Source organism: Streptomyces sp. NPDC046716 (assembly GCF_040645755.1).
GTDB lineage: Bacteria > Actinomycetota > Actinomycetes > Streptomycetales > Streptomycetaceae > Streptomyces.
This window is the reverse complement of record NZ_JBEYYU010000011.1, coordinates 100074-124096: the sequence shown is the minus strand read 5'-3', so window position 1 is coordinate 124096 and position 24023 is coordinate 100074. Positions and strand designations below refer to the sequence as shown.

General features: G+C 71.4%; 26 protein-coding genes and 7 tRNA genes. 11 read left to right on the top strand and 22 right to left on the bottom strand.

Annotated features, from left to right (window positions below; translation table 11 throughout):
- Positions 1-113 precede the first annotated feature (113 nt).
- Entirely contained in the window at positions 114-644 is a 531-nt protein-coding gene (locus ABZ930_RS11560; RefSeq protein ID WP_361545262.1) for a DinB family protein, read from the top strand.
- Here ABZ930_RS11560 and ABZ930_RS11555 read toward each other — a convergent pair.
- Together ABZ930_RS11555 and ABZ930_RS11550 are read right to left on the bottom strand one after the other, a co-directional pair.
- Positions 641-1858 (bottom strand): hypothetical protein, encoded by a 1218-nt coding sequence (locus ABZ930_RS11555; protein WP_361545259.1) that lies wholly within the window; start codon positions 1856-1858, stop codon positions 641-643. The two genes, ABZ930_RS11560 and ABZ930_RS11555, sit on opposite strands and share 4 nt — an antisense overlap.
- Before the next feature lie 35 nt (positions 1859-1893).
- The gene (locus ABZ930_RS11550) at positions 1894-2460 is read right to left on the bottom strand and encodes a DUF4365 domain-containing protein (protein ID WP_361545256.1); all 567 of its coding nucleotides are present in this window, start codon (positions 2458-2460) and stop codon (positions 1894-1896) included.
- Positions 2461-2674: 214 nt separating this feature from the next.
- Between ABZ930_RS11550 and ABZ930_RS11545 the strand changes: the two genes are divergently transcribed.
- Positions 2675-3400 carry a 3'-5' exonuclease gene (locus ABZ930_RS11545; protein ID WP_361545253.1) on the top strand — a complete coding sequence of 242 codons (726 nt, stop codon included), beginning with the start codon at positions 2675-2677 and terminating at the stop codon, positions 3398-3400.
- A 120-nt stretch (positions 3401-3520) separates the two neighbouring features.
- Here ABZ930_RS11545 and ABZ930_RS11540 read toward each other — a convergent pair.
- From ABZ930_RS11540 to ABZ930_RS11500, 9 genes are all read right to left on the bottom strand, one after another.
- Positions 3521-3592: transfer RNA gene (locus ABZ930_RS11540), tRNA-Val, on the bottom strand.
- A 39-nt stretch (positions 3593-3631) separates the two neighbouring features.
- Positions 3632-4081: an SRPBCC family protein gene (locus ABZ930_RS11535; protein WP_361545250.1), complete on the bottom strand. Its 450-nt coding sequence runs from the start codon at positions 4079-4081 to the stop codon at positions 3632-3634.
- 18 nt (positions 4082-4099) lie between these two features.
- On the bottom strand, positions 4100-6865 hold the full coding sequence (locus ABZ930_RS11530) for a Tat pathway signal sequence domain protein (RefSeq protein ID WP_361545247.1): 2766 nt from the start codon (positions 6863-6865) through the stop codon (positions 4100-4102).
- A gap of 65 nt (positions 6866-6930) precedes the next feature.
- A complete protein-coding gene (locus ABZ930_RS11525) occupies positions 6931-7515 on the bottom strand; it encodes a hypothetical protein (RefSeq protein WP_361545245.1) in 585 nt (194 codons plus the stop codon).
- Positions 7512-8384, bottom strand: coding sequence for a carbohydrate ABC transporter permease (locus ABZ930_RS11520; protein WP_361545242.1), 873 nt, complete (start codon positions 8382-8384; stop codon positions 7512-7514). Before ABZ930_RS11520 ends, ABZ930_RS11525 begins: the two co-directional genes overlap by 4 nt.
- Positions 8381-9355, bottom strand: coding sequence for a sugar ABC transporter permease (locus ABZ930_RS11515; RefSeq protein WP_361545239.1), 975 nt, complete (start codon positions 9353-9355; stop codon positions 8381-8383). Before ABZ930_RS11515 ends, ABZ930_RS11520 begins: the two co-directional genes overlap by 4 nt.
- Positions 9356-9369: 14 nt before the next feature.
- On the bottom strand, positions 9370-10659 hold the full coding sequence (locus ABZ930_RS11510; RefSeq protein WP_361545236.1) for an extracellular solute-binding protein: 1290 nt from the start codon (positions 10657-10659) through the stop codon (positions 9370-9372).
- A gap of 245 nt (positions 10660-10904) precedes the next feature.
- Positions 10905-10976, bottom strand: a tRNA-Val gene (locus ABZ930_RS11505).
- Positions 10977-11050: 74 nt separating this feature from the next.
- The gene (locus tag ABZ930_RS11500) at positions 11051-11494 is read right to left on the bottom strand and encodes a TIGR02611 family protein (protein WP_361545233.1); all 444 of its coding nucleotides are present in this window, start codon (positions 11492-11494) and stop codon (positions 11051-11053) included.
- Positions 11495-11684: 190 nt separating this feature from the next.
- Here ABZ930_RS11500 and ABZ930_RS11495 point away from each other — a divergent pair, with 190 nt between their 5' ends.
- Together ABZ930_RS11495 and ABZ930_RS11490 are read left to right on the top strand one after the other, a co-directional pair.
- Positions 11685-12098, top strand: coding sequence for an SsgA family sporulation/cell division regulator (locus ABZ930_RS11495; RefSeq protein WP_004002642.1), 414 nt, complete (start codon positions 11685-11687; stop codon positions 12096-12098).
- Positions 12099-12351: 253 nt separating this feature from the next.
- Positions 12352-12915 carry a CGNR zinc finger domain-containing protein gene (locus ABZ930_RS11490; RefSeq protein ID WP_361545230.1) on the top strand — a complete coding sequence of 188 codons (564 nt, stop codon included), beginning with the start codon at positions 12352-12354 and terminating at the stop codon, positions 12913-12915.
- A gap of 18 nt (positions 12916-12933) precedes the next feature.
- On the opposite strand, the gene ABZ930_RS11485 is transcribed toward ABZ930_RS11490, so the two are convergent.
- A complete protein-coding gene (locus ABZ930_RS11485; protein ID WP_361545228.1) occupies positions 12934-13134 on the bottom strand; it encodes a hypothetical protein in 201 nt (66 codons plus the stop codon).
- 131 nt (positions 13135-13265) lie between these two features.
- On the bottom strand, positions 13266-13715 hold the full coding sequence (locus ABZ930_RS11480) for a hypothetical protein (RefSeq protein WP_361545225.1): 450 nt from the start codon (positions 13713-13715) through the stop codon (positions 13266-13268).
- A 177-nt stretch (positions 13716-13892) separates the two neighbouring features.
- Here ABZ930_RS11480 and ABZ930_RS11475 point away from each other — a divergent pair, with 177 nt between their 5' ends.
- Entirely contained in the window at positions 13893-14396 is a 504-nt protein-coding gene (locus tag ABZ930_RS11475) for a DsbA family protein (RefSeq protein WP_361545222.1), read from the top strand.
- Between the two features lie 7 nt (positions 14397-14403).
- Here ABZ930_RS11475 and ABZ930_RS11470 read toward each other — a convergent pair whose 3' ends face one another.
- The 3 genes from ABZ930_RS11470 to ABZ930_RS11460 form a co-directional block, all read right to left on the bottom strand.
- Positions 14404-15237 (bottom strand): GNAT family N-acetyltransferase, encoded by an 834-nt coding sequence (locus ABZ930_RS11470; RefSeq protein ID WP_361545219.1) that lies wholly within the window; start codon positions 15235-15237, stop codon positions 14404-14406.
- 54 nt (positions 15238-15291) lie between these two features.
- Positions 15292-16113, bottom strand: a complete 822-nt coding sequence (locus tag ABZ930_RS11465; protein WP_361545216.1) for an aminodeoxychorismate lyase — start codon at positions 16111-16113, stop codon at positions 15292-15294.
- Between the two features lie 218 nt (positions 16114-16331).
- Positions 16332-17369, bottom strand: coding sequence for a chorismate-binding protein (locus ABZ930_RS11460; protein ID WP_361545213.1), 1038 nt, complete (start codon positions 17367-17369; stop codon positions 16332-16334).
- Positions 17370-17571: 202 nt separating this feature from the next.
- Here ABZ930_RS11460 and ABZ930_RS11455 point away from each other — a divergent pair.
- The 5 genes from ABZ930_RS11455 to ABZ930_RS11435 all read left to right on the top strand — a co-directional run bounded on the left by ABZ930_RS11455 (position 17572) and on the right by ABZ930_RS11435 (position 18075).
- Positions 17572-17644 (top strand) — tRNA-Gly (locus tag ABZ930_RS11455).
- Between the two features lie 37 nt (positions 17645-17681).
- Positions 17682-17755, top strand: a tRNA-Cys gene (locus ABZ930_RS11450).
- A 1-nt stretch (position 17756) separates the two neighbouring features.
- Positions 17757-17828, top strand: a tRNA-Val gene (locus ABZ930_RS11445).
- 38 nt (positions 17829-17866) lie between these two features.
- Positions 17867-17938, top strand: a tRNA-Val gene (locus ABZ930_RS11440).
- A 62-nt stretch (positions 17939-18000) separates the two neighbouring features.
- Positions 18001-18075: transfer RNA gene (locus ABZ930_RS11435), tRNA-Val, on the top strand.
- 50 nt (positions 18076-18125) lie between these two features.
- Here the strand turns inward: ABZ930_RS11435 and ABZ930_RS11430 are convergent.
- From ABZ930_RS11430 to ABZ930_RS11415, 4 genes are all read right to left on the bottom strand, one after another.
- Positions 18126-18410 carry a zf-TFIIB domain-containing protein gene (locus ABZ930_RS11430; RefSeq protein ID WP_361545211.1) on the bottom strand — a complete coding sequence of 95 codons (285 nt, stop codon included), beginning with the start codon at positions 18408-18410 and terminating at the stop codon, positions 18126-18128.
- Positions 18411-18479: 69 nt separating this feature from the next.
- The gene (locus ABZ930_RS11425; protein WP_361545208.1) at positions 18480-19436 is read right to left on the bottom strand and encodes an aminoglycoside phosphotransferase family protein; all 957 of its coding nucleotides are present in this window, start codon (positions 19434-19436) and stop codon (positions 18480-18482) included.
- Between the two features lie 230 nt (positions 19437-19666).
- Complete coding sequence (locus ABZ930_RS11420) at positions 19667-19873, bottom strand: hypothetical protein (RefSeq protein ID WP_361545205.1); 207 nt, start codon at positions 19871-19873, stop codon at positions 19667-19669.
- 218 nt (positions 19874-20091) lie between these two features.
- Positions 20092-20370: a hypothetical protein gene (locus tag ABZ930_RS11415; protein ID WP_353941394.1), complete on the bottom strand. Its 279-nt coding sequence runs from the start codon at positions 20368-20370 to the stop codon at positions 20092-20094.
- Positions 20371-20569: 199 nt separating this feature from the next.
- On the opposite strand from ABZ930_RS11415, the gene ABZ930_RS11410 reads away from it, so the two are divergent.
- Entirely contained in the window at positions 20570-21874 is a 1305-nt protein-coding gene (locus ABZ930_RS11410; protein WP_361545361.1) for a serine/threonine-protein kinase, read from the top strand.
- 10 nt (positions 21875-21884) lie between these two features.
- Here the strand turns inward: ABZ930_RS11410 and ABZ930_RS11405 are convergent, their stop codons facing one another.
- Positions 21885-22712: an RNA methyltransferase gene (locus tag ABZ930_RS11405; RefSeq protein ID WP_361545202.1), complete on the bottom strand. Its 828-nt coding sequence runs from the start codon at positions 22710-22712 to the stop codon at positions 21885-21887.
- Positions 22713-22766: 54 nt separating this feature from the next.
- A complete protein-coding gene (gene cobA / locus ABZ930_RS11400; RefSeq protein ID WP_361545199.1) occupies positions 22767-24002 on the bottom strand; it encodes a uroporphyrinogen-III C-methyltransferase in 1236 nt (411 codons plus the stop codon).
- Between the last annotated feature and the right edge of the window lie 21 nt (positions 24003-24023).

The window sequence follows — 24023 nt, the reverse complement described above, 5'->3', positions numbered from 1 at the left end:
CGCCATTACCTGTGACGCGCGCAGAAGCGATCGTACCGAGTCACCGGGGGCGCTCGCGAAACGGTTAACCGGTCGACGAGCATCGACGCGGGCCCGCGCCTAGCGTGGGCGGCATGGCACTCCCCTGGAACACGCTCCTCGCCGACCAGCTGGACTGGCACTGGCGGCATCAGCTGCGCGACCGGCTGGCCGGCCTCACCGACGACGAGTACTTCTGGCAGCCGGTGCCGGACTGCTGGACCGTGCGTCCGGGCCCCGACGGCCGCCTCACCATCGACTGGGCCTTTCCCCCGCCGGACCCGGCGCCCGTCACCACGATCGCCTGGCGCCTCAACCACATCCTGGTCGGCGTGCTCGGCATGCGCAGCGCCTGGCACTTCGGCGGCCCCGCCGTGGACTACGCGACGTACCCGTACCCGGCGACGGCCGCCGAGGCGCTGGACCGGCTCGATGTGGAGGTCGAGCGCTGGCTGGCCGGGGTGCGCGGCCTCGACGAGGAGGCCCTCGAGCGGCCGTGCGGCGAGGAGGGCCCGTACGCGCAGGCGCCGATGGCGGGCCTCGTCCTGCACATCAACCGCGAGATGCTGCACCACGGCGCGGAGATCGCCCTGCTCAGGGACCTGTACGCGCACAAGTTCGGCTAGTCGTCGCCCGCGCACGCCTCCTCGAAGAAGTCCAGGTTCTCCTGGAGCGACTTCATCAGGCGGTCCCGCTCGGCCTCCTCCACCTGGACGGGCACGACGCCGCTCGCGCCGGTCAGCCGGCGGAAGCCGCCGCGGCTCTCCAGGCGTCCGTGCACCCGGATCGGCAGGCCCACCAGGTGCGCGTGGCCCGCTATCCGGTACGCCTCCTCGTCCAGCGTCATCCGCACGTGCGGCACCTCGGCGCCCGCGATGACGCGCAGCCGCACCGTGCCCTCGCCGCGCGGCCCGCTCCGGGCCAGGCGCACGACGGTGCCGGTGACGCGGACCGAGACGGCGGGCTCGGCGTGCAGGTAGCGGGCGCCCGCCGCCCGCAGCACGTCCAGGTCGCCGGGGGAGAACTCGACGGGGTCGTCGCCGTCCGTGCACTCCTCGGGCACCCCGGCGCCGGGCGCCCACGCGACGCCGACCCGCGCGCCCTCCGTACCCCGCACCAGCGCGACCAGCGCCTCGGTCAGTTCATGGCTCACCCCGGCCCCGACGGCGCCGTCGAAGGCGTCCATGCCGCCCGTCGCCCGCCGGTAGTCGATGGCCTCGCGCACCGCGTACAGCGCCTGGTGGAGGCGGACGGCGAGCGAGCGTCCCACGGCGATCGGGAGGAACGCGGTGAGGCGGCGGCCGCCGGGCGCCTCCTGGACGAGCACCTGTTCCAGCGCCGCGGCGGCGGGCCTGCGGTGCCGGGCGCCGTAGTACCCGGCGCGTCCCCGCGCGGCGAGCGCCCCGGCGAGCAGCATCCGCCGGGCCGCGGAGCGCAGTTGTTCCTCGACCACCCAGGCCGAAGCGCCCGCGGGACCGGCCGGCACATCGCGCCACCAGCGGATCTCGTCGCTCGGCACGGCGAGCGAGACCAGCACCTCGCGGGCGGCCGGCGTCCCGCTGCGCTCCAGGGCGACCAGCACCTCGCCGAGCAGTTCCCCGGCGTCGGGGAAGGCCCGGCTCTCCGGCACGAGGAGGCTCGTGCGGGCGCCGGGGCCGGGCAGCGTCCAGCGGGCGTAGCGCCCGGCCGCGCCGCCGCGCCGCTCCCAGCCGTGCCGGTGGAGCAGGGCGCTGAGCACGGCGGGGTCGACGTTCTCCGGCTCGGGTCCGGCCGGCTCCACGGGGTGGGCGCGGACCGTGCCGAACGGACGTACGGGGTCGTCGATCGGGCGATGCTGCATCTCGAACTCCCTTCGTACCGGGCTCGTCTGCCCGGTCAGGGCCGCCCGCCCGTCCCGACCCGGGTCATGATCTCGCACAGCGCGCGGTCGTCGAAGATCCGCGCGGTCGGGATGCGGACGGTGGTCCTGCGCCTGCCGGTGACCGGGTGTCCGGCGAGGTTGGTCCAGTAACAGCAGTGCCGCAGGTCGAGCCGGTCGTGACTGGCGCGCAGCCAGTCGTGCTGGGAGCGCGGCACGAGCATCACGACGAGGATCTTGTGCACCGAGACCGGGGTCCGGGCGAGCTTCTCCAGATGGGGGTTGTCGAGCGTGAAGGAGAAGGCCGGGCCCGGTGGGTTCGGCGCGACCTGATACGTCGCTTTGAGCTGCACTTTGATGGTGACTTCGTCGTCGACCGTGTGCCCGGGGGCGCTGTGGCTGACGTGCCAGTCGATGCCGTTGTCGGGAAAGGGCTGCGAGAGCGAGCACCCGGCGGCCGCGGCCACCGCGTGCAGATAGCCCACCTGGAGGGTCTCCATGCAGGCGGTGGTGGCGAGTGTGCCGCGCGACGGTGCGAACCGCTCGGGCAGCAGCCCGCCCTGTTCGGGCTGCGCGAGCGCCATGGTGCAACTGGCCTTTCGGAAAGATGAATCCCCGCCGGGATCAAGAGTTTGATCAAGCCCGGGTCAATGGCACCCCGCTGAACTGCCATGACTCGTATCTGTGTTGTCACCGCTCGGCGTACGACGCAAACGGCCCGGGTATCACCGGAACGGGCAGGGGACCATACGTCGACATGACGTCATCTGCCGTACGTGAAGAAGGAGTTGATGGCACATGACGTGCTGGTACGAAGGCCCCCTGGCGGCCTTCGACACGGAGACCACGGGTGTGGACGTGGAGAGCGACCGCATCGTGTCGGCGGCGCTCGTGGTGCAGGACGTCGCGGGCTCCCGTCCGCGGGTGTCCCGGTGGCTGGTCAATCCGGGGGTGCCGGTGCCGCCCGGCGCGACGGAGATACACGGCCTGACCGACGGGCACCTGCAGCGCAACGGCCGCTGGCCGGCGCCGGTGATGGAGGAGATGGGCCGCGCCCTCGCCGAGCAGGCGGCGGCCGGGCGCCCGCTCGTCGTGATGAACGCCCCCTTCGATCTGACCCTGCTGGACCGGGAGTTGAAGCGCCACCGCGCCTCGTCCCTCACCCGGTACCTGGAGAACCGCCCGCTCTGCGTGCTCGATCCGCGGGTCCTGGACAAGCATCTCGACCGCTACCGCAAGGGCCGCCGCACGCTGACGGATCTGTGCGCGCACTACGAGGTCGAGCTGGCCGAGGCGCACGACGCGGCGGCCGACGCCCAGGCGGCGCTCGACGTGGTCCGTGCGGTGGGCCGCCGGTTCGCGACCCGGCTCGAACGCCTCTCCCCCGCCGAGCTCCACACCCTCCAGGCGGTCTGGCACGCGGCCCAGGCGCGCGGCCTTCAGGCCTGGTTCGCCCGCTCGGGCACTCCGGAGGCGGTGGACCCCGCGTGGCCGCTGCGACCGGAACTGCCCGCCGCGGCCTGACCTTCTCCCGTCCGCGTGGGGCTCGTCCCCGTCGGGCGGATCCCTGGCACAGCCATGCCCGCATGCGCGCGGACAACAGAAAACCGGCCCGCCGAATCGGCGGACCGGTCATTCTCCGGGTGGGCGATACTGGGTTCGAACCAGTGACCTCTTCGGTGTGAACGAAGCGCTCTCCCACTGAGCTAATCGCCCGGGAACGCGTTGAACAATACAGGTCGCGACGCCCTGTGTTCAAACCGGTCGCAGCAGGGCGGTCAGGCCGCGTCGGCCGCCGCGCATCATCCATGCGTGATTGGCGAGGAAGACGGGCCGTCCGGGTACGGCGAAGCGCCGCATCAGGGGTCTGCGCACCTCCACCTCCTGCTCGTAGACGGCCCGCGTGCCGCCGAACGGGCGGGCCCGCAGCGTCCACCGCGCCCACCCGTCGAGGTCCCCGCTCAGCCCGATCTCCAGGACCCCGCCGGCCGGGTCGTGGCGCCGCTCGCGGGCCACGACCGTCAGCTCGTAGGGCAGGAAGGACCGGAAGACGGCGACGCCGCTGATGTCGTTCAGCGGCGTCACCGACCGCACCTGCGGCCACCAGGCCGGATACTCGTCGGCCTTCTCCAGGACCGCGAACACGGCGGCCGGCGGCGCGGGGAGGAGCCAGACACTGCGGAAGCGGTAACGGTTCCAGTCCATGAGCCGAGTCTGCCGGGATCAGGGCATTTTGTCCCCGAGCAGGGCGAGGTTCTCGATGGCGGCGAGCCCGTACAGGGCGGTGTCGTTGGTGTAGACCCAGTTCGCCTCGGTTCCGGCCACGAGCGTCACGGGCCCGTCGACCTTCTCCGTCTTCCACGGCGAGGACTCGGTGTAGCCGTCGCTCTTGTAGAACTTCTCCCAGGCGCGGGCCGCGAGCTTCTCGTCGCCGGTGCGCACCGCGGCGTACGCGTCGAGCCGGGAGTGCCCCTGGAAGAGCAGCAGCGAGCCGAAGTTGGTGCCGTAGCGGGCCGCCTGTTCCGCCTTGCTCGCGTTGAAGTAGCGGCAGTAGTCGTAGTAGGCCTCCTCGAACTCCGGCATGTCGACGAGGTCGATGAGCTCGGCGCACAGTTCGTTCAGGCCGAAGACCGCCGACAGGTGGGAGACGCCGACCACCGGCTCGTCGGCGATCGCGAACTTCCCGGTGTCGAGGTCGTAGAGCCCGCTGCCCTGCACGAATCCGTTGGGCTGCGCGGCGATCGTCTCCATCGTGGACAGGACGCGGTCGCGCGCCTTCTCCCACGTGGGCCCGCGCCGCTCCCACTCGGTGAGCCAGGCCGAGACGAGCCCGCTCCAGTCGGTGCCGAAGCCGATGGACAGGGCGTTGCGGTCGGGCACGTAGTCGGTGTCGGTCCTGACCTTGCGCAGCGGGTCGAGCACCAGGAACGTCTCGTCGGAGTCGACGTTGGCGTGCATCAGGTCGCCCACACGCTCGTCGCCCGTGAGGAAGTAGTAGTAGCGGCGGTACGTCGTATTGGCGATGCGCTGCTGTTTCGCGGAGTCCGCGTAGTGCTGCACGCCGTGCCGGGTGCCGAGGCCGGCCCACTTGCCGAGGTGGTAGACGTCGACCTCGCCGGTGTGCCGGGTCATGGCCTCGGCGAAGCGGAAGATGTCGGCGCGGCCGGAGCGCAGATAGGCGAGCCACAGCCAGATGTCGGGCGAGAGTTCGGAGTTGTCCCAGGCGTAGCCGCCGACGTCGTAGCGCCACTGGTGGCGGGCCGGGTCGTAGGAGTGCATGACGTCGCCGTAGTCCCAGAAGCCGTACCAGCGCCGCATCTCCACCTGGTCCTTGTAGTAGGTGAAGAGGAAGTCGAGGTGGTCCTCGATCTTGGCCTTGGCGGGTGTGGAGCGGTCCGGTTCGGCGTACAGGCCCGGGCCGAAGACGCCGGCCCCGATGAGCTGCTTCGGCGGCGCGGTGAGCTGGGGCAGGGTGCGCACGGCCTCGATCTGCCGGGCGAGCGCCTCGGGCGTCGGGGTCGCGTCGTTCGCCCAGAACAGCAGTTCGCTGGTGCGCGCGATGCCGTACGGGGTGCCGAATCCGGGCTCGTAGTCCTCGTAGGTGATGTTGAGGCCCTCGAGCTGCTCCGCGTACGTGTCCTGGTCCATGCCGTCGTGGTAGAAGCGCAGGTCCATCGGCTGCGCCTCCGGCGACCAGAGCCACAGGGTGACCTCGGCCTCGTCGGTCTGCGCGCCCCGGATGTCGAGCCCGGCGGGGTGCTTCTCCCAGAAGTCGCGCAGGCCGAAGGAGAATCCGCCGCTCGGTCCGCCGAGGTAGCCGAACCCGTCGGCCCGGCGCCCGCCCCCGGCCGCGATCCAGCCGTGCCCCTTCTTCGTGCGCTTGCGCAGGGTGAACCCGTCCGCCGACAGCTGCGACAGGGTGTAGTCGCCCCACTCGGGGATGTACTGGAGCCGGGTCGTAACGCGCTGGTCCCAGGTCGAGGGGTCGGGCAGCTTCTCCCCCGCGAACTGGGCGGCCTGCACGGCCGCGCCGGGGTCGCGGCGCAGCCCGGTGATGCCCTGGACGGCCTCCCGGATCATGCCGGTGCCCTCGCCGCCGATCCGGATGTGCCGGTCGTACGCCGCGTCGCGCATCGGCACGGTGAAGCGGACGCCGAGCCCGCGGATGAAGTCGCCGGACGCCTTGCCGGGTTCCTGGGTGCCGTCGTAGGTGATGGTGTGCACCATGCGGAAGGACTCGGCGCCGGCGTAGAAGTAGAACCGGACGGAGAACGGCAGCCACCTGCGCTTGCCCCTGCGGTGCTTGCCGTCGACGCGGACGACGGCGCGCACGGGCCCGTCCTGCTCGACCTCCGTCTCCTCGATGACGCTCTCGAACCGCTCGTAGGTCGCGGCGCCCTGGTCGCCGTCCTCGATCTCGCCCTGGCGCAGCAGCACGAGCCGCCCGTCCTTGGCGATCTCGGTGGAGCCGCGGGTCACGGTCTTGACCAGGCTCGATCCGCTCCTGCCGAGCTTCGTCACGACGACGCCGGTGTCGACGGTGACGGTCCCGCCGCTCGTCGCGACCCGGACCTTCTTCTCGGGCGCGGCGGCCTGCCCGGCGGCCAGGGTGAGTTTGCCGTCACCGGCGCCCGGGCCCACCGCGTGCGCGGTCCACTTCAGCGAGCCGTCCGGCCACTGCGCCAGCGGCCAGGTCTGGACGGGCACCTTCTTGCCGTCGGCGTCGGTGAGGGCGAACTCCTGCCCCTTGTCGTACGCGCCCTTCGGCCACGGCACCCCGACGGTGGAGCCGGGGGCGGCGCCGAGTCCGCCGTCCTCCAGCCAGCCGAGCGTGACGGGCCCGGCGCCCCGTTCGGCCGGGCCATCGGCGGCCGGCACGGCCTGTGCCTGCCTGTTGCCGAGCGCCCAGCTGAACTGGGCGGCGGCGCCGGCGACCGCGGCGGCCTTGAGGAGGGATCTGCGGGGGAACCCGGGAGAGACGGGGGACATCGTTGTTCCTTTCCGTGCATGCCAAAGGTGCTGTACGAGAAGGGAGTTCACTGAGGCGAGAGGCGTCAGCGGGTGGCGCGGCCGCGTTCCTCCACGGCGACCGCGGCCGCGATGAGGATGCCGAGCACCGGCACGGCGAGCGGCGGGACGAACCCGGCGCACAGGACCGTGACCGCGATCCCGCACACCAGCAGGAGGGAGCCGCCGGGACCGCGGACGGTGCGCCGCGCGGCCGCGCCGAGCAGCGGCCGCCAGGGCGTCCCGGGGGTCCAGACGGCGGCGGCCCGGAGCACCGCGACGGCGCACGCCAGGAGTGCGAACAGGCCGACGGCCGCGGCCACCCGTCCGCCGGGCAGCCCGGCGCGGGCGACGCGCAGGTCGATCCAGACGGCGGCCCAGGCCGCGACGCCCGCGACCCCGACCAGCCAGCCGTGCCGTACCGCGCAGCGGAAATCGGCGACGAACTCGCGCAGGCCGCCCCGGTGCCCGGTGAGCTGGCGGCGCAGGTGCCGGGCCCCGGCCGCGAAGGCGGCCGGAGCGGTCACGACGGGCAGCGACGCGAGCGCGATCCACACCCCGGTGAGCAGGCATTCGGCGAAGACACCGAACCCGGCCCGGCGCCGGGACTCGATGGGGGCGGCGCTCCTCACTTGAGCCCCGAGGTCGCCATGCCGTCGATCAGGTACCGCTGGAAGGCGGCGAAGAACGCGATGACGGGGATCAGCGCGACCAGCGACATGGCCACCTGCCCGCCGTAGTTCGAGATGCCCTCCTGGTCGCGGAACATCATCAGGCCGAGGGAGACGGTGTACTTGCTGGGGCTGTTGAGATAGATCAGCGGCCCCATGAAGTCGTTCCACGCGTTGATGAAGGTGAAGATGGCGCTGGTGATGACGGCCGGCCGACTCAGGGGCAGCACGATGGACCAGTAGGTCCGCAGATGGCCGCACCCGTCCAGCTTGGCGGCCTCGTCGAGCTCCCTGGGCAGCCCGCGCATGAACTGCACCATCAGGAAGACGAAGAAGGCCTCGGTCGCGAGGAACTTGCCCGCGACGAGCGGCACCATCGTGTCGATGAGTTCCAGCTTGCGGAACATCACGTACTGCGGGATGAGCAGCACGTGGTACGGCAGCAGGAGGGTGCCGATCATCAGCGTGAACAGCAGGTTCCGTCCGGCGAACCGGATCTTGGCGAAGGCGTAGGCGGTCAGCGAGCTGGAGAGCACGACTCCGGCCACGGCGAGGCCCGAGTAGGTCAGCGAGTTCAGGAAGAAGCTGCTGATCGAGATACCGGAGATGCCGTCGGCGAGCCCGGAGAAGTTCGAGACGATCGGCTCGGCCGGGAAGAGGTCGAGCCCGCCGATGATCGTCCTGCTGGGCTTGAACGAGGCGCCGATGACCCAGATCACCGGGTAGAGCACGACGGCGAGCACCAGGAGTGCGCCGAGGTGCCAGGCGTAGGAGCCGAAGCGTCGCCGCTCACCGGCCGCGCGGACAACTGGCGTGCTGACACTGGTCACTTGGCGGCTCCCGCGCTCTCCGCGCCCTCTTCGTAGTGCACCCATTTCTTCTGCGACCAGAACAGGACCGCCGTGACCAGCGCGACCGCGACCACGAGCGTCCACGCCATCGCGGAGGCGAAGCCCATCTGGGACTCCTTGAAGCCCTTCTGGTAGAGGTAACAGGTGTAGACGAGCGTGGCGTCGGCCGGTCCGCACCGGGTGTCGGAGACGACGTAGGCCGAGCCGAACACCTGGAACGCGTGGATGGACTCCAGCAGGACGTTGAAGAACAGCACCGGCGAGATCATCGGCAGCGTGATGTTCCAGAACCTGCGGAAGGGGCCGGCGCCGTCCATCGCCGCGGCCTCGTACAGCTCCTGCGGCACCTGCTTGAGCCCGGCCAGGAAGATGACCATGGGAGCGCCGAACTGCCAGATGCTCAGGGCGACCAGGGCGTAGATGACGTAGTCCGGATTGCCGATCCAGCCGCCGACGTCCAGCCCGAATATCTTCTGCGTACGGTCCACGACGGCGTCGTCCGAGAACAGGGCCCGCCATACGAAGCCGACCGACACGCTCGCCCCGATCAGCGAGGGCATGTAGAAGGCGGCCCGGTACAGCCCCTGACCGCGCCGCTTCTGGGCGAGCAGCAGCGCCACACCCAGCGCGAGCAGCAGTTTCAGCGGCGTCGCGACGACCACGTACTTCAGTGTGACCTGCACCGACTTCTGCCAGCGGGGGTCCTGGAACATGGTGGTGAAGTTGTCCAGGCCGACCCACTGCGGTGGCGTGAACAGGTTGTAGCTGGTGAACGCGTAGTACAGCGAGGCGATCATCGGCCCCGCGGTGAGCAGTACGAATCCGGCGATCCACGGCGACATGAAGAGATAGCCGGCGAGGTTCTCGCGGCGCCGCCCGCGCCGCCCGGCGACCGGAGCGGCGGGCCGCTTCTTCGCCGGGCGCACGGGCGCTTCCTTGACGAGCGTCATGGCGGTACGTCCCCTCAGCCCGCGAACGCGGCCTTGGCCTCGGAGAACAGCTGCTTCGCGGCGGCGGCCGGCTTGGTCTTGCCCTGGGCGACCTCACCGCCCAGACGCAGGAAGGCGGCCTCGGTCACATCGGCGCCGGACGGGTGCGGGGTGATCTTCCCGAGGACACCGGCCTCGGCGACCTCGTCCTCGTAGTCGGCGATGCCCTGGCTGGTCTTGTCGGCCGGCTTGTACGCGTCGTACTGCTCGGTGGTGGCGAGGATGCCGCGGTCGTAACCCATGATCTTGCCGACCTCGGGGTCGTGGACCATGAACTCGATGAACTGGGCGACCTCCTTGGGGTGCTTGGTGCCGCTGAAGGCGCTCAGCATCAGGGAGCCGAGGTACTGGCCCGTGTCCTTGCCGTCGGTGGTGGGGATCGGCGCGAGCCCGTAGTCGGAGTCGCCCTCGCCCTCGTAGCGCACGGAGAAGTTGTCCCAGGTGAACTCGGACGCGGCGAGCCCCTTGGAGAGGCCTGAGGCGGGCTTGGCCTGCTCGATCTTCTTCGGGTCGGCGACGAGCCCGGACTTCACGCGCTTGAGGCCGTCGGCCCACCACTGCGTCAGATCGTCCTCGGTGAAGCCGAGTTCGGTGTCGGTGAAGAACGCCTTTCCGTTCTGCCGCAGATACAGGTCGTAGAGGTACATGATGCTGAAGTAGCCGGTGTCGCCGGCGATTTTCTGGGTGTCCTGGATCTTCTGCAGGGCCTTGAAGTACTCGTCCCAGGTCCAGCCGAACTCGGGCGAGATCCCTGCCTTCTTGAAGACCTTGAGGTCGATGACGAGCGACATGGTGTTGGCGCCGACCGGAATCCCGACCTGCTTGCCGTCGTCCACCTGACCGGCTGTCAGGACACCGTTCCGGAAGTTCTTCAGACTCAGATTCCCCGCGTCCGCCTGGGACTTGAGGTCCATCAGCACACCGCGCTTGTCGTACTTGCGCAGGAACGCGACCGAATTCTGGAATACGTCCGGCGGATTACCGCCGGAGGCCTGCGTCTGGAACTTCTCCCAGAAAGCCTCGTAATCGGTGAATTCGGGCTTGATCTTGATCTTCGGGTACTTCTTCTCGAAGAGCTTGATGGTCTTCTGGATGGCGACGGCCCGCGGCTCGCCGCCCCACCAGGCGTACCGGAGCTCCACCGGCCCACCGCCCGAGCCGCCGTCCCCGCCTCCGCAGCCGGCCGCCGTCAGGCCGAGCGCCGCGACCGACGCCCCCGTGACCTTCAGCAGGCCACGCCGGTCAAGATCCCTGTTCCTAGGCACAGTTCGCCCCTCCACCTGCGCATTGAATCGTTTTAGGTAAGCGCTTGCCGGGCAAAGGTAGAGACGGCACGGAGGCGCGTCAACGGTTCCGGCAAAGATTCGATCGAAGCGCTTCGAAAACGCATGTGAAGGGGCGCGCGCCAGGTACTGAACCGTTGCGCGGCTGTCCGACCGGCCGGACGGCCGCGCACACGAAAACGCCGAGGGCCCCGGAGACTGATGTCTCCGGGGCCCTCGGTTCCGGGTGGGCGATACTGGGTTCGAACCAGTGACCTCTTCGGTGTGAACGAAGCGCTCTCCCACTGAGCTAATCGCCCGGGCGCAGGAAGAACATTACCCCATGTCAGGGGGGTCCCGAGACCACCCCGCGCCGCCCCGGATCAGCTCCGGGTCACTGCTCGATGTTCCACGGCATCTCCAGGCCGAACTTCCACACGTAGATCCCCACGAACACGGCGATGATCACCAGACCGACGGTGGTCAGGATGATGTTCCGCCGGCGCACCTTCGGATCGAGCGCCTTCTGCGTGGCCTCGGTGACCTTGCGCTTCGTCCAGCGGAGCACGAGCTGCGCCCAGACGAACTCGGTCGCCCAGATCGCCATGCCTCCGAAGATCACCAGCCAGCCGGGGCCCGGCAGCGGCAGCATGATGATGCCCGCGACGACCACCGCGAGCCCCACCACGAAGACACCGACCTGCCAGCTCAGGTGCAGCGCCCTGCGGGCCTGGATGAACTCCGGCGCCCGCGAGCCGAGCGGCTTCGGCCCCGGCTCGGATCCGGTCTCGTCGGTGGCGGCGGCCGGACCGCTCGCTTCGTCACTCCCCGTATTCATACAGCCAAACCTACCGGATTGATTCACGTCACTGGAATGGCCGTTCCCGCACAAGAAAGACTCCGCCGTACGAGCTACCTAAACACGCTTAAAACCCTCAGAGGGGTTTACAACGGCACCGTAGGTGGCATGTCGATTTCGCCGACGTGCGAATCCCCGAGCGCACACTGAGCGAAAGGCCCTGGCGCTTATGAACACCACGGTCAGCTGCGAGCTGCACCTGCGCCTCGTTGTGTCGAGCGAGTCCTCACTGCCTGTACCCGCAGGACTGCGGTATGACACGGCCGATCCGTATGCCGTGCACGCCACCTTCCACACCGGAGCAGAGGAGACGGTCGAGTGGGTTTTCGCCCGCGATCTCCTCGCCGAAGGCCTTCACCGGCCGACCGGCACCGGAGACGTCCGAGTCTGGCCGTCCCGCAGCCACGGGCAGGGCGTTGTCTGCATCGCCCTGAGCTCCCCCGAGGGTGAGGCCCTGCTCGAAGCCCCGGCGCGGGCCCTCGAGTCCTTCCTGAAGCGGACGGACGCCGCCGTGCCACCCGGCACGGAGCATCGTCACTTCGATCTCGACCAGGAGCTGTCGCACATCCTCGCGGAGAGCTAGCCGCGAGACGGTCCCCGCGCCGGTACCCAGCCGGCGTCAGGCAGTGCGAGGGCGCCCCGTGCCGTCCACTCGGGGAGACGGCACGGGTTCAAGCACAGCAGGACAACCGCATATGGCAGACAGCCGGGCCGCCGCCGTGGGACCTCCCACGGCGGCGGCCCGGGTGCGCTCCGTGCCCTGTCGACAGGTCCAGGCGCTAGGCTCGGCCAGCATCGGCGGGCGCAGGCCCGACCCCCAGGCCAGGGAGCGAATCGTGCTGATCACCCACGACACCCGGTGTGCGCTCGACACCGTGGTGGATCTGGTGAACACCGCACCGGACGACGCCGCCGGCACGGCCGACCGGCTCACCGATGTCCCCGCGCTCGAAGTCTTCGTACGAAAGAACGAGATCAGCGATGTGGGGACGGTCGCGGAGCGTGACCTCGCCGCGGTGCGTGCGGTGCGTGACCGGTTCGCCGCGGTCTTCGCCGCGCCCGACCCGCGCGCCGCGGCGGAGCTGATCAACGACCTGATCGCCGCCGCCGGCACCACTCCGCGCCTGACCGACCACGACGGCTACGACTGGCACGTGCACTACTTCGCGCCCGGTGCGTCCGTCGCGGACCACCTGGCGGCCGACTGCGGAATGGCTCTGGCCTTCTTCGTGGTCGCCGGGGAACAGGAGCGGTTGCGGCGCTGTGACGCGCCGGACTGCCGGCACGCGTTCGTCGATCTCTCCCGCAACCGCTCGCGCCGCTACTGCGACAGCCGCACCTGCGGGAACCGGCTGCACGTGGCCGCGTACCGGGCACGCCGCAAGGAGGCCGCGGGCTGAGCCCGGGCAGCGCGCCGCTCACAGCAGCAGCAGGTCGTGCAGCGCGGCCAGCAGGAGCAGACAGCCGATCACCGAGAGGAAGATCATCAGTGGTGGCTGGGAGAGCGCGAAGAGGCAGCCGCGCGGTGTGTCGGGGTTCGGGGTCACGGGGACGGGTGGCGGGGCCTCCCGGTCCTTCTCTGCGGTCAGCTGTTCGTCCAGCTGCGGTGTGTCCAGCATCTCGTCGTGATGATGACGCAGGCGGACGGCGCCAGGGGGCCAACATGCGTGGTATCACGGGCAGTTCGCCGGATCTTGTGACCACGCACACGATCATCTGAACGAATGCGGGAAGCTCGTCGTACGTGCGTTCAGATGCCGTGCTTCTTCAGGATCGCCTCGATGTCGCTGAAGTCGTCGGCCCCGCCGGACCGCGCCGCCGGCTTCTGCTGCGCGGCGGGGGCGGTGCGGGTGCCCGGGCCGAGCGAGGGGGCCGACGCGTCCGGGGCGGCCGCCTCACGCCGCTCCGCCCTGGCCGCCGCCCTGCGCTCCTTGCGGGTGCCCCCGGAGCGGCGCTCGACCGCCCGGGTCCCCATGAACATCAGCCAGGCCGCGCCGAGCACGCCGAACCCGGCCCACGCGGTCGGACTGAACGCCGTGTCCACCACCCACTGCACCGCGCCGGTCATCACGAGACCCAGCGGGACGAGGGAGTAGGCGGCCAGCCGGGCGGCCGCGAGGAAGCGCTTGCGGTACGCGGTGACCGCGGCGATACCCAGGCCCGCCACGGACACGGCGGAGCAGACGGTCTCGGCTATCATCCGGTCCTCCTGGGCTCGGGCAATCGGTCGGCATCGGGGCTGGTTCGCCCCTTCCATCCTGCACCGTCCCCGGGGCCCGGGGCCACGGCCGGGACGGACCTCAGGGAGATCTCCGGGTCCCGTCTCCTCCGCAGGTCCGAGTGGGCCCGAACTCCGCGGGCCTGGGAGACTGGGCCCATGAACGCCCCGAACCCGGCCCCCGTCCTCGACGTGTGGTGCGAGCTCCAGTGCCCGGACTGCCGCACGGCCCTGGACGACGTACGCGCCCTGCGGGAACGCTACGGCGACCGCCTCCAGATCCGGCTGCGGCACTTCCCGCTCGACAAGCACCCGCACTCCTTCGCCGGGGCACAGGCCGCCGAGGAGGCGTTCGTGCAGGGCAAGGGGTGGCCGTACGTGGAGGCGGTGCTCGGCCGGGTCGAGGAGTTCGCCGCGAAGGGCGAGCCGTTCCTCGTCGAGGTCGCGGGCGAACTCGGCCTGGACGCCGAGGAGTTCGACACCGCGCTGATCGACGGCCGGCACATCCTGATCGTCGACGCCGACCAGGCCGAGGGCAAGGTCATCGGCGTGAAGGGCACCCCGACGTACGAGATCGACGGGAAGATGCTGGACGGCAGCAAGAACCAGGCGGGGCTGCGGGCGCAGATCGAGGCGATCGCGGACGGGCTGCTCGGCGCCTAGGTCCTGGTCAGAGCAGCTGCTTGTAGAGGTGGTGGCGGGTCGGCCCGTAGCCGAGCGACTCGTACAGCCGCAGCGCCGGGGTGTTGTCCGCGAAGACGTTGAGGCCGATCCGGGTGGCGCCCGCGGCGATCGCGTCGGCCTCGGCGTACAGCATCAGGGCCCGGCCGTGGCCGCGGCCCCGGTGGTCGGCGGCCACCTCGATGTCGTAGATGTAGGCCCCTTCGAAGCCTGCGGAGCGCTGGGCCACCCACAGCGTGCCGACCGTCTCCCCGTGGTGCTCAAGGACGCTGATCAGGACGTCCGGGGTCCCGATGCCCTCGGGGAGCAGCGCCGCGTGGTCGCGCTCGGACTTCTCCCGGGCGTCGCGCTCCGTGGCGCCGCGCTCGACGACGGTGCGCTCGTAGCGCGCCTTCTCCCTGGTCAGCCACGGCCCGTACTCGGCCTCCGTCATCCGGCGCCCCGCGCTGCCCGCCGGGAGCACTGGAGGCCGGCGCGGCAGGGCCTTGGCCATGTTCCGGTTGCGCTCCACGTAGCCGAGCGCGCCGGCGAGCCGCAGCAGGGCCGACTGGTCCGCGGGGACGGTTGCCTCGAGGCGGCGGCAGTTCCAGCCGCGGGCCACTTCCTCGGCGGCCAGCGCGGCGACGGTGCCGCGGCCGCGCCCCCGGTCCGGTTCGTCGATGCGCAGATCGAGGATCTGGGCGACGGAGGGGCCGAAGGCGGGGTGCGTGGCGAGGTGGAGGGTGCCCACGGGCCGGCTGTTCACGCACACCGCGAAACGGCGTGAACGATTCCCCTCGGCGGTGCGCTGAAGCGGCTCGGTCGGCCGCAGGGTCGTGGTCATCACGGGTGTTGTACCCATCCGTGCGGACGGAGCGACAGCGGTTTTACGGGGCGCTCACGGATCGATGCCGTCCGCGGCTCGCTCGTCCCACACCCGCATCGCCTTCGCCGTGACCGGGCCCGGCGCGCCCGGCAGGTCCCGGTCGTCGATCCGGTGCACGGCCTGGACGTCGCGCAGCGTCGAGGTCAGGAACACCTCGTCGGCCTCGGCGAGCACCGACAGCGGCAGCTCGGTCTCCCGGGCGCCCGTCCACTCGACGGCGAGGGCGCGCGTGATGCCCGCGAGGCAGCCGGAGGCGACCGGCGGGGTGTGGATCTCACCGTCGAGGACGACGAACACATTGGAGCCCGTGCCCTCGCACAGCTGCCCCACGGTGTTCGCGAACAGGGCCTCGGAAGCGCCGAGTTCACGGGCGCGGGCGAGCGCGACGACGTTCTCCGCGTACGAGGTGGTCTTCAGGCCCGCGAGGGCGCTCCGCTCGTTCCTGGTCCAGGGCACGGTGATCACGGCGGTGGTGTCGGGGCGCCGCGGGGCCTCGCCGAGCGCCACGACGAGCGTCGTGCCCGCCTCCCCGCGGTCCGAGCCGAGCGGCGAGAGGCCGCCGGTGTACGTGATCCGCAGCCGGCCCAGCGGCAGCGGATTGGCCGCGAGCACCGCGGCGCAGGCCCGGCGCACCTCGTCGAGGTCCGGCTCGGGCAGGCCGAGGCCGCGTGCGGAGCGGGTGAGCCGGTCGAGGTGGCGGGTGAGCGCGAACGGCGTGCCGTCGACCGACTTCACCGTCTCGAAGATGCCGTCGCCCACGGTGAGCCCGTGGTCGAAGACGGAGACGCGCGCCTCCTCGGTGTCCTGCAGACGGCCGTCGAGCCAGATCTTCACGGGCCTTGCCTCTCGTCGTGCGGTGCGGATACGAGCGACGCCCTAGGGCGTGTTCTGAAAGTCCCGTCGTCTGCCCGAAGGGCGGGCCCTGCGGCGTCCGGTGCGTGCGATCGCAAGGCGCCGGAGCGTCCTCATAGCGGAGCTATGCGGGCGTTTCGGCAACGCCGCGAGCGTGCGTGCCGGGCGTCGCAGGGCAGGCGGGACTTTCAGAACACGCCCTAGGCGCCGGCGTACGTTCCCGACGCTACCGTGAGCAGTCGGGCCGCCTTCAGTTCGGTCTCCCGCCACTCTCCCTCGGGGTCGGAGCCCCAGGTGATGCCGGCGCCGGTGCCGAAGCGCAGCAGGCCCGCGGCGCGGTCGATCCAGAACGTGCGGATCCCGACGGCCAGTTCCCCGGTCCCCCGGTCCGCGTCGACCCAGCCGATCCCGCCGCAGTAGGGGCCGCGCGGCGCGGTCTCCAGCGCGTCGATGATCCGCAGCGCGCTGGACTTGGGGGCGCCGGTGACGGAGCCGGGCGGGAAGGTGCCCGCGAGCAGTTCGGGCCAGCCTGCGCCCTCGCGCAGCTCGCCGCGGACCGTGGAGACGAGGTGGACGAGGCCCGGGTGCTTCTCGACCGCGCACAGGTCGGGCACGGAGACCGTGCCCGTGGCGCAGACGATGCCCAGGTCGTTGCGGACCAGGTCCACGATCATCACGTTCTCGGCGTAGTCCTTCTCCAGGAGGTCGGCCTCGGTGCGGCCGGTGCCCTTGATGGGGCCGGACTCCACGACCCGGCCCCGGCGGCTCAGGAACAGCTCGGGCGAGGCGGTCGCGATCTCCACCCCGTGGCCGGGGAGCCGGATCGTGCCCGCGTAGGGGGCCGGGTTCCCGCGCGCGAGGAGAGCGGTGAGGGCGTCGACGTCGGCGTCCGGCGCCACCGGCGCGGACAGTACGCGGCAGAGGTTGGCCTGGTACACCTCGCCGGTCGCGATGCGGTCGCGTATGCGGCGCACGCCCTCCGTGTACGCGGCGTGGTCGAGGGACGACACCCAGTCCGTCGCGGCGGGGCCGCGCCACGCCCCGGGCCGCGGTGCGGGCACCGGTTCCCTGCGCACCTCGCCGAAGCGGGCGCAGACGAGGCGCCCCTCGAAGTCCGCGGAGACCGCCCAGAAACCCGCCGAGTCCAGGGCCGCCGGATCGTCGGTGACGTCCAGGAGCTCGGTCGCGAGGAGTTCGCCGAAGCGGGCGAGGGGAGACAGAGAGGGGGAACCGTGCACGGTTTCGAGTCTATGGCGGGTGACCGGGCGGTGACCTGGGGTGGAGGTCCGGTGGTCGGTCCGGTGATCGGTCCGCCGGTCATACCGGTGATCACCGCGGGGCGGCACCGCAGCACGCTGCGCAAACGCGTTTTGGACCTCCCCCGGGAATCCGCTAGAGTTCAACACGTCGCCGGGACGCGCAAGCGAATCGGAAAGACACGCGAACGTAGCTCAGTTGGTAGAGCGCAACCTTGCCAAGGTTGAGGTCGCCGGTTCGAACCCGGTCGTTCGCTCAGGATGTGGGGGATCTTCCCAAACCCCTACGCTCCTGGTGGAGTGGCCGAGAGGCGAGGCAACGGCCTGCAAAGCCGTCTACACGGGTTCAAATCCCGTCTCCACCTCCATGCGCGATTAGCTCAGCGGGAGAGCGCTTCCCTGACACGGAAGAGGTCACTGGTTCAATCCCAGTATCGCGCACTGGATCTTCGGACTCCGGTTCGTATCCGATCCGTCCCGCGCGATTAGCTCAGCGGGAGAGCGCTTCCCTGACACGGAAGAGGTCACTGGTTCAATCCCAGTATCGCGCACGCAGCACCTGGTAGTACCCGGCAGTACCCCTCGCGGCGCCTGATAGAGTCTGGCCCGTCCCGCGCGATTAGCTCAGCGGGAGAGCGCTTCCCTGACACGGAAGAGGTCACTGGTTCAATCCCAGTATCGCGCACCAGCAAGAAGCCCCCGGTCCTCGTGACCGGGGGCTTCTTCGTGTGTCAGGGCTCAGGAGGAGAACAGCATCCGGCCGAAGCTCTTCTGGTGGTGGCCGTGGTGCCCGTGGTGACCGCCGTGGTGCGGGGCGCCCCAGGCCGGGGCCGGGGCGGCGGGATACGCCTGTGGAGCGGGCGGGGCCGGCGGGACCTGCTGCTGCCACTGGGACTCGAGGCGCGTCAGCGACTCCAGCTCGCCGTAGTCCAGGAATATCCCGCGGCAACCGCTGCACTGCTCGATCTGGACGCCATTGCGGTTGTAGGTGTGCATCGGTGCGTGACACTTGGGACACTGCATGGTCGGCTCAACTCCTCGCCGGTCGGTGCTGCTTCGCCGGAACACTTCCCGGCTTCCGTCCCCCGCACCCTACTTGGCCGGATCGCTCCCCAACTGGGGCGGCACCGATGCCATTCGGGCACACGCGTCGACCACCGCCTCCTCCACCTCGTCCAGCGCCCGGCCCGCTCCGGTGGCCTTCGCCACGGCGAGCGCCGCCGTCTGCACGGTCAGCGCGCGGGCCGGTACGTCCAGGGCGGGCCAGGGATCGTCGAGGCTCAGCTCCTTCGCGCCGCCCGCGCGTTGGTAGGCGGACAGGAAGCGCGTCCAGTCCTCGGCGGGCAGCAGACCGCAGGCGAACCAGGCGGCGGGCCGGGCCAAGTCCCACGCGGGGTCGCCGAGTCCGAGGTCGTCGATGTCGATGAGGAGCCAGGCCGCCGGGTCGGCCGGATGGCGGACCAGCTGGCCGAGGTGGAGGTCGCCGTGGCAGAGCGCGCGGGCGTGGTCGTAGGGGGCCTCGGCGCGGGCCCAGGGCGGCAGGGTGCGCCAGGCGGCGAGGATCGGCCCCGCCGCCGGGTGGCCGGGGGCCGCGGCGCGCAGGCGGGCCAGCGCGGCGGCCGCCTTCCGCGGGCCCCGCATCGCGGGCAGCTCCGCGGGCAGCCGGTGGGCCGGGACGGTGTGGAGGCGGGCCAGCAGGGTGCCCACGGCTTCCCACGGTGCCCGCTCGGGGTGGTCGGGGGCGACCGGGGTGCCGTACGGCCAGAACGTGACCAGGCGGTCGTGCAGGTGCGCCGCGGCGGGGTGCAGCGGCGGCAGGAGTACGCCGGTCAGGGCGGGGTGCGCGGCCACGGCGAGACGGCGGTCGAGGTCGGCGGGGTCCGTGCCGGGGCCATGGGCCTTCGCGACGGTGTCGCCGTGCCGGACGACGGCGCCGTCGGGGCGGTCCGCGAGCGTGGTCGCGCCGCAGACGCAGGCGATGCCGGTGGGATGGGCAGCCGTCCGGGCCCTGGCGCGCAGCTCGGGAAGGATGGGTGTGGAGGTGGTCACGGGGCCCCCGGGTGTGGTGCGTGGTCGCGCCGAGCCTACGGCTCCCGGCCCCCGCGCGTGCCCCGGGGAAAGGGATCCGGAAAACCGGACAAGGGGGCCGGAAAAGCAATACTGCGCGCAGCTCCCCAGCTGCGCGCAGTATTTGTGCCGTCCGCCGCACCCCCGTCCCCACGGGGTTTCATGGCCGGATGTCCCCGCCCGGACCGCTCTTCCGGGTCTGGAGGCGCCGCTCAGCGCCCCAGCATCACGCCCACGGACGACGCCTGTGTGACCATCGCGTCCCAGCCGCCGAAGACGACGACGAGCAGGGCCGCGAGAGGGAGGACCATGGCCGTGGCCACCAGCGGGTGGCGCCGGCCGGTGGCAGGGCCGCCGAACAGGCCGGCCCGGCCGATCCGCGTGCGGAACGCAGTCGTCCGCGATGCCGTGTCCGCCATGGCCCTCTCCCCTCCCGGTCGAAATCCAGTTGTTCTGTGGAGCTTGCAGCGGCGGGCACGTGACCTCGGGGGACGAGTGCTGCACCCGCCGCTTGACCTCAAATCTATGGGCGCCGCGCGTCCCGGTCGTCATGCCCTCGTACCGATTGCCGGGCCTCCCGGAGGATGACCGCTTCCGCCTCGTGTACTCCCCTGGGTGGAGACGGTGGCCCGTGGGGCTACGCGGTCTCGGGGTCTTCCCCCAGGGAACGGCCCGTCCGCGCCTCCCGCTCGGCCGCCTCCTCGCGCGGCACCGGCTGCTCGACCAGGGCCAGCACCCGGGTCGCCATGAAGCGCGCGGTGCGCACCACGGAGCCGGACCGGGTGACTTCGCTCACTTCCACGACTCCCCTGCGCACCGCCGTCTCCACTCTTCGACCGGCGCGGCTGGCCACCACCTCGTACGTGCGTGTCGTGTCCCCGGCGTCCACGACTATCTCGACGCGATCACCCTTCATGGGCCCAATCCCCCTTCTGCGACGGGTGGTTGGGATTTCGGGCGGTATGGATCCGCCCTGCTCCCGCGCTCCCTGACCACTTTTCAAGTCTCCCACCCGGCACTGACAATCGAATCTGCCGTGAGGGCGCGGCCTCTGCGCGCAGCCGGGCGCGGAAACGTAAGCTGTGGCTCGTCAGACGGACCGGGCAGCAGCGGGGATGAACATGGCGATGATGCGCCTGAGGCGCGAGGACCCGCGCGTCGTCGGCTCGTTCAGGCTTCACAGACGACTCGGCGCCGGTGGGATGGGCGTGGTCTATCTCGGTTCCGACCGCCGGGGCCAGCGGGTCGCGCTCAAGGTGATCAGGCCGGATCTGGCGGAGGATCAGGAGTTCCGGTCGCGGTTCGCGCGCGAGGTGTCCGCCGCACGGAGGATCCGGGGCGGCTGCACGGCGCGCCTGGTCGCCGCCGATCTGGATGCCGACCGTCCGTGGTTCGCCACGCAGTACGTGCCCGGGCCCTCGCTGCACGACAAGGTCGCGGAGGAGGGCCCGTTGGCCGCCGCCGACGTCGCCGCCGTGGGTGCCGCGCTGTCGGAGGGGCTCGTCGCCGTGCACGAGGCGGGCGTCGTCCACCGGGACCTCAAGCCGTCCAACATCCTGCTGTCCCCGAAGGGGCCGCGGATCATCGACTTCGGCATCGCGTGGGCGACCGGCGCCTCGACGCTGACGCACGTGGGGACCGCGGTCGGCTCCCCCGGCTTCCTGGCGCCCGAGCAGGTGCGCGGGGCGGCCGTCACCCCGGCCACCGACGTGTTCGCCCTCGGGGCCACGCTCGCGTACTCGGCGATGGGCGACTCACCCTTCGGGCACGGCAGTTCCGAGGTCATGCTCTACCGCGTGGTGCACGAGGAGGCGCAGCTGCACGGGGTGCCGGACGCGCTGGCGCCGCTGCTGCGCGCGTGCCTGGCGAAGGATCCCGAGGAGCGGCCCAGCACGCTGCAACTGTCGCTGCGGCTCAAGGAGATCGCGGCCCGCGAAGCCCAGGGGCTGGGCGAGGCGCGCCCGCCGTCCCAGCGGGTCGCGGAGCAGGACCGGCCGACCGGGCGCATGGCCAGTCCCTACGACTCGCAGGAGCAGCACGAGCAGCAGCGCACCCAGCGGCGTACCCAGCCGGGCACGGCCACGCCCCGGCCCAGCAACGGCCGGACCGGCGGCGGATCGCGCAACAGCACGTCCCGGTCGGGCAGCAGGCCCGCGCCGCGCAGTGGCGCCGGACGCCCGGCACCGCGGACGAACGGGACGGGTACGGGCAAGCGGCTGCGGCCCGCCAATCCGCGGCTGCTCGGCCAGCGGCTCTTCGTGTTCGTGGTCGTGACGCTGCTCGTGGCGCTGGCCATCGCGGCCATGCAGGGCTGCCAGGGGCCGTCGCGCGGCCTGGGCGACCTCGGTGTGCCGCACGCGAGTGCGACACAGCCGCAGACACAGCCACAGACTCAGCCCGGCGCCGAGCCGGAGAGCTAGGACTGTCGGGTCAGAGTTCGGGGCGGCCGGTCGCCACCGCGTAGAAGGCGACCGCCGCCGCCGCTCCCACGTTCAGCGAGTCCACGCCGTGGGCCATCGGGATGCGGACCCATTCGTCGGCGGCCATGAGTGCCTTGGTGGTAAGGCCGTCGCCCTCGGCGCCGAGCATCAGGGCCACCCGGTCCATCCGGTGCGGGGCCACCTCGTCCAGGGACTTCGCCCGCTCGGCCGGGGTGAGCGCCAGCAGGCTGAAGCCCGCCTCGCGGACCGACATCAGCGATTTCGGCCAGGTCTCCAGACGCGCGTACGGCACCGCGAAGACCGCGCCCATGGAGACCTTCACCGAGCGGCGGTAGAGCGGGTCCGCGCAGTCCGGGGAGAGCAGGACCGCGTCGATGCCCAGCGCCGCCGCCGAGCGGAAGATCGCGCCGATGTTGGTGTGGTCGTTCACCGACTCCATGATCACGACACGGCGGGCCGTGGTGAGCAGGTCCTCGGCGGTGGGCAGCGGCTTGCGCTGCATGGAGGCGAGGGCGCCGCGGTGCACGTGGTAGCCGGTGACCTGTTCGGCCAGGTCGGGGGCGACCGCGTAGACCGGGGCGGGGACCTCGTCGATGACGTCGCGCATGACGTCGACCCACTTGGCGGAGAGCAGCATCGAGCGCATCTCGTAGCCGGCCAGCTTGGCCCGGCGGATGACCTTCTCGCCCTCCGCGATGAACAGGCCCTCGGCGGGTTCGCGCTTGCGGCGCAGTTCCACGTCGGTCAGGCCCGTGTAGTCGCGCAGGCGCGGGTCGTCGGGGTCCTCGATGGTGATGAGACCTCTGGGTTCAGCCACGGATCGATACTGCCTTGTTCTGGTTGTGGTGCCAACGGTTGAGTACTGCTCTTGCTACCGCTGGTTACGTGTGGGGTTCTCGTGGACCACCGCGCCGACGACGATGACCGCCGGGGGCTTCACGCCTTCGGCGACCACTCGTTCGCCGACCGTGGCGAGCGTCGCGTCGACGCGGCGCTGGGCGGCCGTCGTGCCCTCCTGGACGAGGGCGACGGGGGTGTCGGCCGGCTTTCCGTGCGCGATCAGGGCCTCGGCGATCTTCCCTATCTTGTCGACGCCCATGAGGATCACGAGGGTGCCGGTCAGCCTGGCCATCGCCGACCAGTCGACGAGGGAGCGGGCGTCGTCGGGGGCCACGTGGCCGCTGACCACGGTGAACTCGTGGGCGACGCCGCGGTGGGTGACCGGGATGCCGGCCGCGCCGGGCACCGAGATCGAGCTGGAGATGCCGGGGACGACGGTGACCGGGATGCCCTCGGCGGCGAGCGCCTGGGCCTCCTCCATGCCGCGGCCGAAGACGTAGGGGTCGCCGCCCTTGAGGCGGACGACGGCCTTGCCCTGCTTGGCGTGGTCGATCAGGGCCTGGTTGATGGCCTCCTGGACCATCTGACGGCCGTACGGGATCTTCGCCGCGTCGATCACCTCGACGTGCGGCGGGAGTTCGTCGAGCAGGTCGCGCGGGCCGAGCCGGTCGGCGATGACGACGTCGGCCTCGGCGAGCAGCCGGCGGCCGCGGACCGTGATCAGGTCGGGGTCGCCGGGGCCGCCGCCGACCAGGGCGACGCCCGGGGTACGGGTGCGCTCCGCGCTGACCGTGCCGTCGCGCAGGGCTTCGACCAGCGCGTCGCGTATCGCGGCGGTGCGGCGCGGGTCGCGGTCGGCGGCCTCGGTGGAGAGCACCGCGACGGTGACGCCCTCGGTGCGGCCGGTGGCCGGGGTCCAGGCCGTGGCGGCCTCCGCGTCGTCCGAGCGGACGCACCACGTGCGGTTGCGCTCCGCTTCGGCGGAGGCCAGGTCGTTCGCCGCGCGGTCGGCCGTGGCGACGAGGACGTACCAGGCGCCGTCGAGGTCGCCCTCCTCGTAGCGGCGGCGGGTCCATTCGATCTCGCCCGCGTCGGCCATGGCCTCGACCGAGGGGGTCGCCGACGGGGAGATCAGGGTGATGTCCGCGCCGGCCGCTATCAGCGCGGGCAGCCTGCGCTGGGCGACCTGGCCGCCGCCGATGACGATCGTCCTGCGGTTGGTCAGGCGGAGGCCCACCGGGTATGCGGGGTGCTGAGGGGACGGCATGTCGGGCGGCTCCTGGGCGGC

Coding starts and splice junctions, on each gene's coding strand:
- ABZ930_RS11560 (WP_361545262.1), top strand. CDS start 114: ATGGCACTCCCCTGGAACACGCTCCTCGCCGACCAGCTGGACTGGCAC.
- ABZ930_RS11555 (WP_361545259.1), bottom strand. CDS start 1,858: ATGCAGCATCGCCCGATCGACGACCCCGTACGTCCGTTCGGCACGGTC.
- ABZ930_RS11550 (WP_361545256.1), bottom strand. CDS start 2,460: ATGGCGCTCGCGCAGCCCGAACAGGGCGGGCTGCTGCCCGAGCGGTTC.
- ABZ930_RS11545 (WP_361545253.1), top strand. CDS start 2,675: ATGACGTGCTGGTACGAAGGCCCCCTGGCGGCCTTCGACACGGAGACC.
- ABZ930_RS11535 (WP_361545250.1), bottom strand. CDS start 4,081: ATGGACTGGAACCGTTACCGCTTCCGCAGTGTCTGGCTCCTCCCCGCG.
- ABZ930_RS11530 (WP_361545247.1), bottom strand. CDS start 6,865: ATGTCCCCCGTCTCTCCCGGGTTCCCCCGCAGATCCCTCCTCAAGGCC.
- ABZ930_RS11515 (WP_361545239.1), bottom strand. CDS start 9,355: ATGACGCTCGTCAAGGAAGCGCCCGTGCGCCCGGCGAAGAAGCGGCCC.
- ABZ930_RS11500 (WP_361545233.1), bottom strand. CDS start 11,494: ATGAATACGGGGAGTGACGAAGCGAGCGGTCCGGCCGCCGCCACCGAC.
- ABZ930_RS11495 (WP_004002642.1), top strand. CDS start 11,685: ATGAACACCACGGTCAGCTGCGAGCTGCACCTGCGCCTCGTTGTGTCG.
- ABZ930_RS11485 (WP_361545228.1), bottom strand. CDS start 13,134: ATGCTGGACACACCGCAGCTGGACGAACAGCTGACCGCAGAGAAGGAC.
- ABZ930_RS11480 (WP_361545225.1), bottom strand. CDS start 13,715: ATGATAGCCGAGACCGTCTGCTCCGCCGTGTCCGTGGCGGGCCTGGGT.
- ABZ930_RS11475 (WP_361545222.1), top strand. CDS start 13,893: ATGAACGCCCCGAACCCGGCCCCCGTCCTCGACGTGTGGTGCGAGCTC.
- ABZ930_RS11470 (WP_361545219.1), bottom strand. CDS start 15,237: ATGACCACGACCCTGCGGCCGACCGAGCCGCTTCAGCGCACCGCCGAG.
- ABZ930_RS11430 (WP_361545211.1), bottom strand. CDS start 18,410: ATGCAGTGTCCCAAGTGTCACGCACCGATGCACACCTACAACCGCAAT.
- ABZ930_RS11420 (WP_361545205.1), bottom strand. CDS start 19,873: ATGGCGGACACGGCATCGCGGACGACTGCGTTCCGCACGCGGATCGGC.
- ABZ930_RS11415 (WP_353941394.1), bottom strand. CDS start 20,370: ATGAAGGGTGATCGCGTCGAGATAGTCGTGGACGCCGGGGACACGACA.
- ABZ930_RS11410 (WP_361545361.1), top strand. CDS start 20,570: ATGAACATGGCGATGATGCGCCTGAGGCGCGAGGACCCGCGCGTCGTC.
- cobA (WP_361545199.1), bottom strand. CDS start 24,002: ATGCCGTCCCCTCAGCACCCCGCATACCCGGTGGGCCTCCGCCTGACC.